Source organism: Brachyspira murdochii DSM 12563 (assembly GCF_000092845.1).
In the GTDB taxonomy this organism is placed as follows: Bacteria; Spirochaetota; Brachyspiria; order Brachyspirales; family Brachyspiraceae; genus Brachyspira; species Brachyspira murdochii.
This window is the reverse complement of sequence record NC_014150.1, coordinates 1,017,383-1,033,551: the sequence shown is the minus strand read 5'-3', so window position 1 is coordinate 1,033,551 and position 16,169 is coordinate 1,017,383. Positions and strand designations below refer to the sequence as shown.

Here is a 16,169-nt window from a genome sequence, read left to right as displayed (position 1 = left end):
TAATATTATTAATATTATTAATTAACATAATATTTAAAAAATAATTATAAAAGGATATATAAAATATGAGAAAATATTTATTATGTTTTGCCTTGATTTTAGGATTTTTATTAATGATATCATCATGTTCCAAAAACGGCTATGATAATATTAATATGAAAAAGGCATTAGATTTAATTAGCAAATCTACAAATTTAGTTCTTTTGGATGTAAGGACTCCTGAAGAATATATGTCTGGAAGTGCTCCTAATTCTATTAATATTGATGTGTTAAATACTGATTTTACAAGCAAAGTAAATCTTTTAGATAAAAATAAAGAGTATATAGTTTACTGCAGAAGCGGGAATAGGTCTGCAATAGCATCTGCTATAATGTTTACTAATGGTTTTCTTCATGTTTATAATTTGGCTAATGTTAATTATGCAGATTTTGTAAATGCTGTATTAACTAATCAGAATTAATTTTTATTATTTATGATTTGTATATTTTTTATTATAAAAATAAAGCAAGGAGATTTTTATCCTTGCTTTTTATTTATTATATGTTTTTATTATGCTGTAATTTCTTTTATAGCATTTTGAATATTATCAAATATCTTTATTTTTTTATGAGCTTCCAATGATTTTACAGACCATTTTGCATATTCGTTTAATCCGGTAAGTATCATTTTTCCTCCTCTAAACTCAAGAACCTTTTGTGTTTCAAGCATTAAATATATCGCATTTGAAATAATATATTTTATACTGTTTCTGAAATATATGATAATGTTTTTGCTTCCATTTTCAAGAATTCTGTTTAGTATGCAGTAAAGCTCATTATACATTTTTTTATTAATATCTTTTTCTATTATAAGAATTATATTTTTATTATTTTTAATGCAGTATTCTTTTATCATAAACTTAATAATCTCCTTTTACTATAATAAATTTCCTCCATCTCTGAACATATCAACTTTTTCTTTTAAAGTATCATATAGTCTTAGAAAACTAGGCAAAGATAAATATACAGCAGTTTCTACATCTACAACCCCTTCTTTACGCATTTCATTTCCAAGAAGAAGCACTATTTCTTCATCATTTTGTATTATTGCACTTCTGTTACTGTATATGCTTTTATATTTTGACATATTATATTTCGTATTATCTATTTTTTTTATTTTCATAGTTATCCTCCTATTTTTTCAAATATATATAACTTATTTTTATGTATAATGTGATTTGTTTTAATAATTATTTATACGTTAAAAATATACTCTATATTTAAAATAAGTCATTAATTTGATGTAATATATAGTTCCTATAATTGATAAAAAATATATATATAGATAAAAAATTCAAGTTTCATACTCGTTTTTTGCTAAAAATGAGTATGAATTTTTCGTAATTTACAAATAAAAAATAAAATACTTGTTTTTTATATATTTTTATTATATCATATAATATTAGTATAAATTACATCTATTTCATTTAAGGACAAATAAAAATATCTATGAAAAAAATAATACTTTTTATTATACTATTATCTCTATCATTATCTTCAATAGCATATACTCAAATAATGACTCCCGAAAGAGTTGTCAGCATGATATCCAATAGATTTTCAAAAATAAACGGGTTTTCAGCTAATTTTGTAGAGCGTAACGGAGAAAAATTGTCATACGGCAAATTAATAACTAAAAATCCAAATCTATTTAAAATGGAATATACAAGCGGTGCCAACGGACAGTCAATATACTGCAACGGAGAGACTTTATGGATAATTTTTCCTAGAAATAATGTTGTAGCAGAGCAGAAACTTAATTACGGCGATTCCGGAGCTATTTATACAGCGGAAGGTATATTAAGATTAACGAGTAAATTCAATATAGATTTTTATAATGAACGCGAATTGGTATCTGTTAATAGTTTTAAAGACTCAGAACTCGGCATTGCAAAATACAATAGTGCCTCTTATGCCGGCAATGATAACAGAAGAGCCTATCATATGCTTTTGACTTCTAAGCAGGCCAGTGTGGATAGAACAGGCTTTACAAAAATACATCTATGGGTAGATGATACTGGTATGATTATAAGAATATTAGGCATAACTACAACTAATGTTCCAGTAGAGTATTTATTTACAAGTATAAGATATAACCCAAAATATGAAGACGGAAACAAAGATTTTGAACCAGTAATAGAAGAAAATATGCAAGTATTGAAAGATGGTTTAGTACCAAATAATTAATTTTTAAGGATTTATATGGAAACTATTGGTCAAATATTAAAGAATGCTAGGGAAAAAAAAGGGCTTACAATAGAAGAATTAGAGGCTTCTACTCATATAGTTGCTAGATTTATAAAAGCATTGGAAAATGAGGAATTTGATGTACTGCCAGGTGAGATATATGTTAAAGGATTTATAAAGAATCTAAGCGACAAATTATCATTAGATGCCAATATGGTTTTGGAGAGATATAATTTACAGAAAAACGGCATAAAATCAGAACAGGATCTATTAAAAAATACTAAAAGCAGTAAGAATGTAAAAAAAGTAAAAGAAAATACTGAACAGGATAACAGTAAAGAAAAAGAGAATCAGACGCCTGCAAAAGAAAGTCTAAAAGATGCCATAAATACAGAAAAAAATGAAGAAAAAACTATAAAAGAAACAAATAAAAAAAATAAAAATATGAATTCTAATAATGCCGAAGCAGATTTACTTTTTATGGCAAAAAGAGATTTGTATAAATTAAGAAATAAAAATAAATCTGTAATTCCTACAATTATTATTATACTTGCTGTAATTGTAGTTCTTGCTGTTATATTTGTTAATAGAAATAATATATTGGGCTTTTTTACTCCAAGTAAAAAACAAAACAGAAATGAGACAGAAATATCTAAAAATATAGTTGACAGTAAGGCAAGACAGAGTGTTAAGGTAGGAGACATTATATATTTTAAGCCTCTAGGCATATCAGCTACTATAAGATTTAATACTATAGGTAATGTTGTTCATATTAATATAAATGGTCAGGATTTATCATTTTCTAAGAGCAATCCTATAATATTAGATTTAAACGGAAATGGTATAAATGATTTTAAGATAAGCGTTATAGAAGTATATGATAATTCTGCCACAGTTGAGATGGAAAGGCTTGAAGAAAATCAGATGGTTAATACAGGTTATAATACAGAAATAGATCAGGCAGAATTAAACAGTACAAACTATAATAATACAGTTTCTACTAATCTTCTTGTTATAAACGGTGAAACTTATATAGAGCAGGATACAGAAAAAGTTGATATTAGAATAGAGATAACTGCTAAGCATTTTGTATATGTAAGATATTTTATAGATTCCAACAGACCTGCTACAACAAACCTTTTAAGCGGAAAGACATTATATTTAGAAGCTAAAGATGTTGTTATGCTTACTATAGGTAATGCTGGCGAGGTAGTAGTTAAGGTTAATGGAAAAGTTATTAATGTGGGCGGTGCTGGAGAGACTGTTAATAAGACTATAAAATGGGTTAAGAATCTTAATGATTCTACTAGATATAATCTTATTATGTCAGATACTAAATAATATTTTTGGATTAAAAAATAATTATTTTTATAAGAAATTATTAAATTGTTATAGTTTTTTTATAAATATATTGTAACTTTATTAAGTTAAGTGAATATAAAGTTTATGTGATACAAAGTTTAATATAAAGGATAATTAATTGAAGAATATATATTTACATAGTTTGGGCTGCGAGAAAAATACGGTTGACGGAGAGCATATATTAGCTATATTACAGAAAAACGGATTTAATGTTACCAATAATCCGGAAGATGCTGATGTTATAGTTATAAATACTTGTGCTTTTATAGAAGATTCAAAAAAAGAATCAATTGATGCTATATTTGACCATTCTATGTACAAAAAATACGGAAAATGTAAAAGACTTATAGTATCCGGCTGTATGAGTGAAAGGTATAAAGATAATTTTCTTGATATGTTTAAAGAGGTTGATGCTGCTATAGGTATACATGATTTGGAAAAGATATTGGAAGCTGTAAATAAAGACGGTTTTTATGACGGAGAAGATAATACCGAATATAAAGAGTATGGGGATAGAATAAATACTGGTTCTAAATATAGTGTTTATATAAGGATAAGTGACGGCTGTCATGCTAATTGCAGTTTTTGTGCTATACCCGGTATTAGGGGAGATCATAGAAGCAGGAAGATTGAAGATATAGTTAAAGAGGCAGAGAATTATGCTAGAAATGGTGCTAAGGAGATTAATTTAATAGCACAGGAAACTACATATTACGGACATGATATTTATAAAAGATTAGCTTTGCCGGATTTGCTAAAAGAACTTTCAAAGATTGAAGGTATTGAATGGATAAGGGTATTATATCAAAATCCTGTTGTACTAAATAATGATATAATAAAAGCATTTTTTACTATAGATAAAGTTGTTCCTTATTTTGATATACCTTTGCAGCATGTTGATGAAGAAATACTTAAAGATATGAATAGAGGAAAAAGAGCATACAAATTTTACAGAAATATGATTAATAGAATAAGAAGCTATGATGAAAATGCTGTAATAAGAACTTCTTTAATAGTAGGTTTTCCGGGTGAAACCAAAGAGAGTTTTAAGAAGTTAATAAAATTTGTGAGAAGTGCCAAAATAGATAGGGTAGGGGTGTTTACATATTCCGAAGAGGAGAATACAAAAGCATTGACTATAGATAAGCCTAAAATAAGCAGAAACAAAAAAATGATGCTTAGAGAGAGACTTATGAGGGCTGCTATAGAGGTTTCTGAAGAGAGGCTTGAAAGATTTATAGGAAAAACTATAGATGTATTGATAGAAGAAAAAGAAGATGATAATAAGTTTATAGGAAGAAGCAAATATGATGCCCCAGAGGTTGACGGCTGTGTTGAGGTTTATAATGAAAATAATTATGATATAAATATAGGTGATATAGTTAAAGTAAATATCACTCATCATACAGAATATGATTTAATAGGTGATTTGGTTAAATAGTTTTAGGAGGATTATTTATGAAGAAGAAAAATAATGAAGAAGCTAAAGAAAATCAGGAAAAATACAAAGACAGAGACGATGCTTTCAGGGCATATTTTGAAATAATTACTAAGATAGTTTATACATTAAATTTGATATCCGATAGAAATGATATGACTAGAAGATTATCAAGCAATATTGACAGAGCTTTAGGGTATGAAGATGAAATGACTTCTAACAATGAAAAAGCTGTTAATAATGCCAATGAGGTTGATTTGCTTGTTAATTCATTAAAGAGTGATGTAAGAAAAATATCTGGTTTTAAGAAATATAATTTTAATATAGAAAAATTTATAACTGAAAGAGAACTTAATTTAGATGAGAGATTTATATTATATTCAGTTTTAGTATATACAATTTATGGGGATTCTATGTCTGCCATATCTATCAGACGTATATTAGAACTTATTACTCTAAATTCAGATATATATATAAATAAATATCATTATTTTGACCCTAAAGGTAAATTAATGTCAAGCGGTATATTTACATTATCTCATGAACCGTATCCAAGCGGCGGCATATTAGAGATATCAAATACGCTTATAACATTTATTAACTCTAAAATCATTTTTGCTTTTTTGGAGAAAGAGAATTATAGTATTATAGAAGGAGTTATAAACAGCGAAGAAGTTATAAGAAAATATACATCAGAAAATAAGGCATCAGGTAAGAAAAAATCATCAGATATACTTACACCAAAAGAAATAGTAGCAGAACTTGATAAAACAGTTATAGGTCAGGATGAGGCTAAAAAGGCATTGGCAGTACATGCATATCTGCATTGCCTTAGAATAAGCGGAAATAAAGAAATACCTTTTAGGTCTAATATACTTATGATAGGACCTACAGGTGTTGGAAAAACTTATTTGGTAAAGACATTAGCCGATATTTTAGGACTTCCTTTTGCACGTGCCGATGTTACTACACTTACAGAAACAGGATATGTAGGAGATGATGTAGAGGTTGTTTTGTACAATCTATATAGAAAGGCTAATGGAGATTTGGAGCATGCTCAGCATGGTATAGTATTTTTAGATGAAGTTGATAAGATAGCGAAGGCAGATGCACATCAGTCTACTACCGGCAACCCTTCAGATAAGGCTGTTCAGGAGGCTTTGCTTTCTATGATGAATGGAGAGGACATAAGGGTTCCGGAGTTCGGAGATAGGCGTATGATGCATTCAAGCGACGGCATACTTATGAACACTAAAAATATATTATTCATATTCGGCGGTGCTTTTGTTGGGCTTGATGATATTATAAAAATGCGTTTGAAAGGAGAAAATAGTTTAGGTTTCGGTTCTAATGCAGTTATTAATAAACTTCAAAAGGATAGAATATTAAGTCAAGTTGATGTTAAAGATATAGAAAAATATGGTATGATACCGGAGTTTATAGGAAGAATACCTATAATAGTAACTTTAAATGAGCTTACTAAGGAAAATTTAAAAGATATCTTGACAAAAACTAAAGAATCTCCTATCATAAAATACACGGAATTTTTTAGAAGTATAGGTAAAAAACTTACTGTAACTTCAGAAGCTATTAACTTTATAGTTGATAAGGCTTCTAGTATGAATATGGGGGCAAGGTCATTAAAAAGTATAGTAGAAACAGCAATGGTCAATATACTTTTTAATTTGGACGGTATAAAAGGCAATACTCTCACTCTTACTAAATATGATATAGAGTGTGCGTTTAATGAGAAAGAGGCAGTAAACTCAGGAAATGATAAAAAGAAAACTGACGGTTCTAATAAGAATTTTGTCAAAGAAAGTTATATGGCCTGATTTTACTTAAATGTTATTGTATTTGTTATAAATAATGTGTATATATTATTTTAAGAACAGATAATTGGAGTTTGCAGAGATGATAGAAACTAAAGAAAAAGAATTATTAAAAGATTATGAACTTATAGAGGCACATAAAAAAGGCGACAGCGAAGCATTAGACTTATTATTAACTAGATATAAAAATTATATATTTAATTTATCATATCGTTTCATGCATAATTATGAAGATGCTATGGATTTAACACAAGATGTACTTATACGTGTTTATAAAGCTATAGACAGATATGAAGAACGTAATTATTTCAAAGGCTGGCTATACCGTATAATAAGCAATACCGCTATAAACATGTATTCTAAGGCTTATAGGAGAGAGTCGCCTTATTTGGAAAAATTAGAGGTAGTAGATGATAAGAGGTATAATACCGAAAAAGAATATGAGAGGATATACCTTCAGGAGAAAATATATAATGCCTCTAGAAAATTGAAGGGAAAACAGAGAGATGTCTTTATATTGAGATATTATGAGAATTACTCATATAAAGAAATAGCAGATATTTTAAATATATCAAGCGATTCGGCTAAGAGCAACTATTCTTATGCCCTTAAAAAAATGAAATCGCTATTAGAAAAAGAAAGGACTCTTTTATGAAATTACATGAGATGATGCAATTTAAAAGCAAAATTGAAAGAAGAAAACATTATTTCGATTTGCCTAGTTTGCCTGATAGAGAATGGCAGTACATGCTTCAAAGGGCTAAGATGGAAAGTTCTAAGAAAAATGAATTTAATCCTTTTTATGCTTTTATGTGTTCTGCTAGGCTTTCTTTTGCTTTGTCTTCGGCAATAGTTTTAGCATTGGTATTATCATTATTATATTCAACCCCTCAAGATGATACTAATATTAAGACAAATACTGCATCAACTACGAGAAATAATATAAATGTTGTTAATGTAGCTAACAGCAGTTTTATTTAAAATAAAAAATTGCTGTTAATGCTTTTATCTCTTAGCATCATTATATGTAAAATCTATGATTTTATCGGGCTTTAATTAATAATAGTATTTCTATTATAGCCGATAATAATAGCTATTAAATTAAAAATTATAAAGATAATTATATATTATATATAATGTTATATATAGGATTGTAATATGTTTCAATTTCATTTAACAAGTAAAGCAAAAAAGGTTATAGAATTATATGCTCAGGAAGAGGCTAAAAGATTAAATCATGATATGGTTACTCCAGAGCATATTCTTTTGGGGCTTCTTCATGAATCAGAGGCTTTGGCTACACGTGTTTTACTTAGATTGAAAATTGATTTGGACAGATTAAAACTTGAGCTTGAATCTGCTATGGTTAAATCTTCATCTACAAAAGTATTTGGTACATTACCTACTGCTCCTAGAGTACAAAAACTCATAAGCAGGTCGGCAGAAGAGGCTAGAGCTTTAAGCCATAACTATATAGGTACAGAACATTTACTTCTTGGACTTTTAAGAGAAGAGGGCGGTACAGCATATAATGTACTTACAAGTATGGGGCTTGAACTTACTATATTAAGACAGGAAATATTAAAAATGCTTGGTGTAGCTGGAAGCAGTATATCTTCTTCAGAGCAGACTCATCAAGATGAAACAGTAAAAAAAGTAAAAACTCCTACATTAGATCAGTTTGCCCGCGATTTAACTAAACTAGCACGTGATAAGGCTTTGGACAAAGTTATAGGAAGAGAAAATGAAGTTATGAGAGTAGTACAGATTCTCTCAAGAAGAAAAAAGAATAATCCTATACTTTTAGGTGAGCCAGGTGTAGGTAAAACGGCTATAGTTGAAGGTTTGGCAGAGAAAATAGTATCTGCTGATGTGCCTGATATACTTCTCAAAAAACGAGTATTAACTCTTGATTTGTCATCTGTTGTTGCAGGTACTAAATATAGAGGTGAATTTGAAGAGAGAATAAAAAATATAGTTTTGGAAATTAAAAAAGCTAATAATATAATAATATTTATAGATGAGCTTCATACATTAATAGGTGCGGGAGGAGCTGAGGGTGCTTTAGATGCTGCTAATATGTTAAAACCTGCTCTTTCACGCGGTGAAATTCAATGTATAGGAGCTACTACAATAAATGAATATAAAAAATATATAGAAAAAGACGGTGCTTTGGTTAGAAGATTTCAGCCTATCAATGTTGAAGAGCCTAGCATAGAAGATACTATAGAAATATTAAATGGTATAAAATCAAAATATGAAGAACATCATAAAGTAAAATATACTGATGAGGCTATTACAGCAGCTGCTGTTTTAAGTAAAAGATATATTTTTGAAAGACATTTGCCTGATAAGGCTATAGATTTGATAGATGAGGCTGGTTCAAGAGCAAGGCTTATGAATATGACAAGACCTCAGGAGTTTAAAGATTTAGAAAAGAAAATAGAAGAGCTTAATCAGGATAAAAAGAATGCTGTTGATAATCAGAACTTTGAAGAGGCTGCTAAAATAAGAGATGAAATTACAGCTTTGCAGGAAGAGCTTTCTAAAAAAGAAGAGAAATGGCGTGAAGAAAGAGAAAAAATTGAAACTTATATAGAAGAAGATGATATAAGACATGTAATATCAGAAATAACTAATATACCTATAAAAAGACTTCTAAACTCAGAAAGCAAAAGACTTATAGGCATGGAAGATGAACTTCATCAGAAGGTTGTAGGTCAAAAAGAGGCTATAGCTTCTATATCAAGAGCTATAAGAAGAAGCAGAGCAGGACTTAAAACTTCTAAAAGACCGCTTGGAAGTTTTATTTTCTTAGGACCTACTGGAGTTGGAAAAACTGCTTTAGCTAAAGTGCTTTCAGAGTTTATGTTCGGAGACAGCGATGCACTTATAAGAATAGATATGAGTGAGTTTATGGAAAAATTTGCTGTAAGCAGACTTATAGGAGCTCCTCCGGGATATGTCGGTTATGAAGAAGGAGGCGGACTTACTGAAAAAGTAAGAAGAAAACCTTATTCTCTTATACTTTTTGATGAAATAGAAAAAGCTCACCCTGATGTTACTAATATACTTTTGCAGGTGCTTGAAGAGGGGCAGCTTACTGATAATTTTGGAAGAAAGGTTGATTTTTCTAATACTATCATTATAATAACAAGTAATTTAGGTGCCAGAGATATAGTTAAAGGCAGCTCTTTAGGATTTAATGCAGTTGGAAGCGAAAAAGATACTAATGATATCAAAAATTTTGCCTTAGAAGAATTAAAACAAAACTTTAATCCGGAGTTTTTAAACAGAATAGATGATATTATAGTTTTCCATACCCTCACTAAAGATGATCTTAAAGATATCATTAATATAATGCTTAAAGAATTGAATGAAGCTATTAAAGAAAGAAATATAGTAATTAATTTGACTGAAGAAGCCAAAAGCTATATTATAGATAAAGGCTTTGATAAGAAGTATGGTGCTAGAAGTTTAAGAAGAGCTATACAAAAAGAGATAGAAGATTATGTGAGTACAGAAATATTGTTTGGTAATATAGAAGAGGGTGATATTATTAATGTTGATGCTAATGATGGCTCTTTGATATTTTCTTATACTAAGTCAGTTAAGACTGAAGATAAGGAATTATCCAAAAGTTAGTTAACATACTCCTATAAATATTTAAGACGCTTCAAAATTGTATTATAATTTTGGGGCGTTTTTTAATTGTTTGTTTCTGCTATGTTTGTAAATATTTTTATTACTTTATAATTGGTATAATCTTTATCTACTGTATAATTAATTCTTATTATATTAGGACGCATATTTGTGTATACATATTCTATATTTATTATTATATCTTTTATTTCATTGCCTTCATTGAGATTATCTCTCCATTCCATCTCTGTTTTTAGCATTTCGCCTATATTTAAACTTTTGCTTATTGGTATTAAATTATCAATATTAGGAGAGCCACCGAATTGTCTGCCTATAATATGCCCTCCCTGATCGCAGTCTTTTATGCCGTAAAGTTCTACTATTTTTCTCTGAGCATAATTATTTCGCTTAGCATTAGAGAGTATCAAACTATTTTTTCTTGTAACTTTGTATATTCTTGATAGTGTATCAGTGTTATATTCTGTTCCGTCTATATTATATTTTATATTGGGCTTTAAATATTCTACTCTGTTTATTTTTACAAAATGAGATTTATCAGAATCATCTCTTATATTGTATACCTGAACTGTTTTGCAGGAAACTAAAAATAATATAAGCATTAAATAAAAAATATATTTTTTCATAATTACATGATTTATTATCGATTAGTTTAATTGATATATTATAATTAATATTTGGCTGTATACAACATTTTAAAAGATGACTTTTATATTTTTTTAGTAGAAATTCATCTTATATTTGGTATCATCTTATATTGTTTCTTACCTATCTATGAATAATACTTTATTATGTAATTTATAAAAAATGATATTACAGCTGTTTTTTTTAATACTTGAAAATATTTATAATTATGATAGTATGTACATATATATTTGGAGTATATATCTTTATTATGAATAATAAACAGAACAGAACAGACTAATACTTTAAACTTTCTATTTTCATTAAAAAAACATATCTATTTTTTCAAAACATCATATTACTATCATTTTCTATTATTAACAAAATATATAAATAATATGAAACCGATAAAATATTCAAAATTGTATATATTATATCATATACTGATATCATAAAATACAAAATTTTAATAGTATATTTATTCATAAAACCAATAAAACAAACATATCAATTTTTTATAATAAACAATTTCAAATTAGGAGATAAATAATGAAAAAAATATTAATAATCATATCCTGTATATTAATTATGTTAACTATATTTTCGTGCAGAAGAAATGTATTTAATCCCAACATACCTCAAAGAACAGAATTCATAGAAGACCCTATAGCAAATTTAAGCATACCATCTAAAGACGCAGCTGTAGAAGTTACACCTATTGAAAGTATATACAGCAGTGAATCATATACATGGTTAATTTATAATAATTATAGAAATTTTTTTGATTTTAATGGAAGATATTATTTAACTGCTATTGATAAATGCTCTTATAACTCTAAAGATAAAACTGTAAAATATACCAATACATCATATTATAATTTGTTAGAAATAGATGTAAATGATAATTTTTATATGAAGGAAGTAAGAACAAATATTAATTACTCAGGTGATGATGCAAGAATAATAAGAGCCTTTACAATGATAGTTAATGGAGAAGCATATACAAATGCTGATACTATATTTATAGAAGACGGCAATAAATATTACTCAAGTAAAGACCTTATAACTTGGACTGAAATAAATCAAATACCTACAGATGCATCTATAAAAAAAGCTATAGACCAATACAGAATACCTATAACATCTCAAAATGGAAAAATATATATTTATATGTATTCTCCGGGTGCTAGAGAATTTAGTATATCAAGATTATCCGACAGAATGAAGCAGTTAGCTCAAAGATTAGAAACTAAATTCGACTTCAAAGAAGAAGATTTTAATAATCATCATATGTTTGATATAGGATTAAACGAAGACGGAAGTTCTGATTCACACTTTAGATTAAATCCTACAAACTATTTGAACAATGATACTAATTATGTATATATTGGCTCTACTGCTTCTGCTAGTCAGTTATGGCTTTTACCTGTTAAAAAGAATGGAAAATATTATCTAGTACGTTTGGTAGAGCATGGCGGTGGTGAAATGTATAAAATAAACGATTTAATAAGTGATATGAATACTTATAAGATGCAAGCACAAGAATCTTTAACAAAAGCATTATCTTTAGTTGCAAGCGGAGGAGATACTTCTGCAATACAAAATGCCTGTTATCAATCAATATTAAATGATGCCAATTACAAAGCAAATAAATATTTTTTAGATGTCATTACAAATATGGGGGCAATAGGTTCAGATTTATATGCTTCTTCAAGCAGGCCTATATCGCATTATGTGATAGATATAGTGGATATTCAATAGTATTATTTTAGTCCTTATAATAAAAATATTGAATACATTCTTTACAAAATATAATTTTTAATAATTTGATAGACTATTATTGTTTTTTACGAATGCAATTATATAGATATATTTTTATACCAGTAAAAAAGGCATATATAATTAGTATATATGCCTTTTAAAAATTATGTTTTTTATATTATTTTACTGCTGATTATCTTTTCCATGACAGTGTTTATATTTTTTTCCGCTTCCGCAAGGACAAGGATCATTTCTTCCTATTTTCTGAGTCATTTTTACATTAGGCTGAGCAGTTTTTACTTTGCTTTGAATGTTTTGATTGTTGTTTCCATTCATAGCACTAGCACTGCTTTTCTCCTCAACTCCGCCGTCAAAGGCACTTTCTCTTTCCATAGCATCAAATGAATTAGGTATAATACGTACTCTCATAATTAAGTTTACAAGTTCATTGTGTATTGCATTCATAGTAGCTACAAACATTTTATATCCTTCAAGTTTATATTCAGTAAGAGGGTTTTTTTCAGCATATCCTCTTAAACCTATACCTTCTCTTAAACTATCCATAGCAAATAGATGATCTTTCCATCTGTTATCTATTATTGATAGGAATATGTTTTTTTCTACTTCTCTGAATATTTTTTCATTTACTTCCAAAGATTTTTTTCCGTATGCTTCTAAAAGCAGATTAGTAAGATTTTTCACAGCATTATCAACACCGCCTTCTACAGCTTTATTTGCTGCATCTTCATCTATTGCTATTAAATAACTATTAAGCCATTTTGTTACTTCCAAAGGATCAACATGTTTTTTATTGTCGCTTATATCTTTAATAGTATCCTCTGTTACTTCAGCTATAATTTCTTCTACCCTAGGAGATATATCATCAGAATAAAGTATATAGTCTCTTTCTCCGTAAACTGCCATACGCTGCTGATTCATAACATCATCATACTCAAGCAAATGCTTTCTTATATCAAAGTTTCTGCCTTCTACTTTTCTCTGAGCATTTTCTATTGATTTGTTAAGCCACTTATGACCAAGTTCTTCTTCTTCGCCCATTCCCATAGCAAGCATCATTCTTGATACTCTCTCGCCTCCGAATAAACGCATCAAATCATCTTCAAGCGATAAGAAAAATACGCTAAGCCCCGGATCTCCCTGTCTTCCGCTTCTTCCTCTAAGCTGATTATCAATTCTCCTTGCTTCATGTCTCTCGCTTCCTATAACATGCAAACCGCCTGCTGCAAGAACTTTTTCTTTATCTATTTTAGATTTTTCATTTATCTGAATAATTCTGTCAATTTTTTCTATCATTTCATCGGCATTATTTTTCTCTGCCAATTCTTTAGCTTCATCTATTTTTCCAGCAATAACACTTCTTACAAATGCTTCTTTATAAAGGTCTATTGCTTTTACTTTTTTAGTTAATTCTTCTTTTTTGTAAGGATCTCTTTCTTTAAATGCTTTGTCCTTCATAAGCACAAGCACCTGTTCTATCTCAGATACACCTTTAGCAACTGGGTTTCCTCCAAGTACAATATCGGTACCGCGTCCTGCCATGTTTGTCGCAAGAGTAACAGCTCCCGGTTCTCCAGCCTGTGCTATTATTTGTGCCTCTCTTAAGTGGTTTTTAGCATTTAATACTTCATGATTAATTTTATGTCTTTTGAACACTTTAGAAAGTTCTTCGTTCATCTCTACTGATACAGTACCAACAAGTGCAGGTTTTCCAGCGTCTTGAAGTTCTTTTATATATTTTGCCAATGCTTCAAATTTTGCCTTTTTAGTTCTGTATATTCTGTCTGATAAATCCTGTCTTGCTATAGGTTTATTGGTAGGTATAACTGCCACATCCAATTTATATATTTTATAAAACTCTTCTGCTTCTGTTTCTGCAGTACCTGTCATACCAGAAAGTTTAGGATACATTCTAAAATAGTTCTGGAATGTTATTGTAGCATAAGTTTGTGATTCATTTTGTATAGCAACTTTTTCTTTGGCTTCTATTGCTTGGTGAAGTCCGTCGCTGTATCTTCTTCCTTCAAGTACGCGTCCTGTAAACTCATCTACAATCAAAACTTCTCCGTCTGTAACCATATAGTCAACATCTTTTTTGAATACTTTATGAGCCTTTAAAGCCTGATTGACATGGTGAACTATTGTACTGCTTTGAGCACCGTATAAGTTTTCTACATTAAGGAGTTTTTCTACTTTATGTACTCCCTCTTCTGTAAGGTATACATTTTTATCTTTTTCATCAAGTACATAATCACCAGTACCTGCAACCTCACGCATTCTCTCATCTACTTCAGCCTGTTTAAGCATAGGTATTATTCTGTCAATTTCATAATACATTTTTATGTTTTTTTCAGCTGGTCCTGATATTATAAGAGGAGTTCTAGCTTCGTCTATTAAGATACTGTCTACCTCATCCACTATGGCAAAATAGAATTTTCTCTGAACTTTATCCTCTTTTCTTGTAACCATATTATCTCTTAAATAATCGAATCCAAACTCATTATTAGTACCATAAACAACATCGCAGTTATAAACAGCACGTCTTTCTGGAGAATGAGGTCTAGTATTATCAAGTATGCCGACAGATATTCCAAGCATAGAATATATAGGAGTCATCCATTCAGCGTCCCTTTTGGCAAGATAATCGTTTACTGTAACTACATGCACTCCAAGTCCTGTTAAAGCATTAAGGTACACTGCAAGAGTGGCAACAAGTGTTTTACCTTCACCTGTTTTCATCTCAGCAATTCTTCCCTGATGAAGTACAGTTCCACCCATTACCTGAACATCAAAGTGTCTCATTCCTGTAGTTCTTATACTAGCTTCTCTAACAACTGCAAATGCCTCTGGAAGTATACTGTCCAATATATCCTGAAGTTTTTTCTTGTTTTCTTCTTTGCTTAAATCTAATTCTTCTGTTTTGCAGCCTATATGTTTTTCTACTCTTTCTCTGAACTCTTTGGTTTTATTTGTAAGTTCTTCATTACTTAATTTTTTTATCTCTTCTTCAAATGATAATGTCTTTTCTGCTATAGGTTTTAATACTTTAGCGTCATTTTGTTCTTTAGAGCCGAATATCAATTTGAATACTAAATCCATTGCTCCCATCAGATATAAATCTCCTTAAAGGTAAAATTGTCTAAACTAATAACATTTTTTTATTAAAACTCAATAATAACATAAAATGTAAATATAATAAAGTAGAAAAAATTGATTTTTAAAAGTAAATAATTAATGAATAAAATACA

General features: G+C 29.0%; 13 protein-coding genes. 9 read left to right on the top strand and 4 right to left on the bottom strand.

The window, feature by feature from the left end; all coding sequences use genetic code 11:
• The first annotated feature begins 65 nt into the window (after nucleotides 1–65).
• On the top strand, nucleotides 66–461 hold the full coding sequence (locus BMUR_RS04395) for a rhodanese-like domain-containing protein (protein ID WP_013113395.1): 396 nt from the start codon (nucleotides 66–68) through the stop codon (nucleotides 459–461).
• Nucleotides 462–550: 89 nt separating this feature from the next.
• On the opposite strand, the gene BMUR_RS04390 is transcribed toward BMUR_RS04395, so the two are convergent.
• Both BMUR_RS04390 and BMUR_RS04385 read right to left on the bottom strand, forming a co-directional pair.
• A complete protein-coding gene (locus BMUR_RS04390) occupies nucleotides 551–895 on the bottom strand; it encodes a hypothetical protein (protein ID WP_013113394.1) in 345 nt (114 codons plus the stop codon).
• Between the two features lie 21 nt (nucleotides 896–916).
• Nucleotides 917–1,162 carry a hypothetical protein gene (locus BMUR_RS04385; protein WP_013113393.1) on the bottom strand — a complete coding sequence of 82 codons (246 nt, stop codon included), beginning with the start codon at nucleotides 1,160–1,162 and terminating at the stop codon, nucleotides 917–919.
• Between the two features lie 326 nt (nucleotides 1,163–1,488).
• Here BMUR_RS04385 and BMUR_RS04380 point away from each other — a divergent pair, with 326 nt between their 5' ends.
• From BMUR_RS04380 to BMUR_RS04350, 7 genes are all read left to right on the top strand, one after another.
• Nucleotides 1,489–2,226: a LolA family protein gene (locus BMUR_RS04380; protein WP_013113392.1), complete on the top strand. Its 738-nt coding sequence runs from the start codon at nucleotides 1,489–1,491 to the stop codon at nucleotides 2,224–2,226.
• 15 nt (nucleotides 2,227–2,241) lie between these two features.
• Nucleotides 2,242–3,567, top strand: a complete 1,326-nt coding sequence (locus tag BMUR_RS04375; protein ID WP_013113391.1) for a helix-turn-helix domain-containing protein — start codon at nucleotides 2,242–2,244, stop codon at nucleotides 3,565–3,567.
• A gap of 139 nt (nucleotides 3,568–3,706) precedes the next feature.
• Nucleotides 3,707–5,029: a 30S ribosomal protein S12 methylthiotransferase RimO gene (rimO, locus tag BMUR_RS04370; RefSeq protein ID WP_013113390.1), complete on the top strand. Its 1,323-nt coding sequence runs from the start codon at nucleotides 3,707–3,709 to the stop codon at nucleotides 5,027–5,029.
• Between the two features lie 17 nt (nucleotides 5,030–5,046).
• Entirely contained in the window at nucleotides 5,047–6,861 is a 1,815-nt protein-coding gene (clpX, locus tag BMUR_RS04365; protein ID WP_013113389.1) for an ATP-dependent Clp protease ATP-binding subunit ClpX, read from the top strand.
• A 79-nt stretch (nucleotides 6,862–6,940) separates the two neighbouring features.
• The gene (locus BMUR_RS04360) at nucleotides 6,941–7,513 is read left to right on the top strand and encodes an RNA polymerase sigma factor (RefSeq protein ID WP_013113388.1); all 573 of its coding nucleotides are present in this window, start codon (nucleotides 6,941–6,943) and stop codon (nucleotides 7,511–7,513) included.
• Nucleotides 7,510–7,839 (top strand): hypothetical protein, encoded by a 330-nt coding sequence (locus BMUR_RS04355; RefSeq protein WP_013113387.1) that lies wholly within the window; start codon nucleotides 7,510–7,512, stop codon nucleotides 7,837–7,839. Before BMUR_RS04360 ends, BMUR_RS04355 begins: the two co-directional genes overlap by 4 nt.
• A gap of 177 nt (nucleotides 7,840–8,016) precedes the next feature.
• Nucleotides 8,017–10,503: an ATP-dependent Clp protease ATP-binding subunit gene (locus tag BMUR_RS04350; RefSeq protein ID WP_013113386.1), complete on the top strand. Its 2,487-nt coding sequence runs from the start codon at nucleotides 8,017–8,019 to the stop codon at nucleotides 10,501–10,503.
• Between the two features lie 62 nt (nucleotides 10,504–10,565).
• On the opposite strand, the gene BMUR_RS04345 is transcribed toward BMUR_RS04350, so the two are convergent.
• Entirely contained in the window at nucleotides 10,566–11,144 is a 579-nt protein-coding gene (locus BMUR_RS04345) for a DNA/RNA non-specific endonuclease (RefSeq protein WP_013113385.1), read from the bottom strand.
• Between the two features lie 547 nt (nucleotides 11,145–11,691).
• Between BMUR_RS04345 and BMUR_RS04340 the strand changes: the two genes are divergently transcribed.
• The gene (locus BMUR_RS04340; protein WP_013113384.1) at nucleotides 11,692–12,903 is read left to right on the top strand and encodes a hypothetical protein; all 1,212 of its coding nucleotides are present in this window, start codon (nucleotides 11,692–11,694) and stop codon (nucleotides 12,901–12,903) included.
• Nucleotides 12,904–13,086: 183 nt separating this feature from the next.
• Here the strand turns inward: BMUR_RS04340 and secA are convergent, their stop codons facing one another.
• Nucleotides 13,087–16,029, bottom strand: a complete 2,943-nt coding sequence (gene secA / locus BMUR_RS04335; protein ID WP_013113383.1) for a preprotein translocase subunit SecA — start codon at nucleotides 16,027–16,029, stop codon at nucleotides 13,087–13,089.
• Between the last annotated feature and the right edge of the window lie 140 nt (nucleotides 16,030–16,169).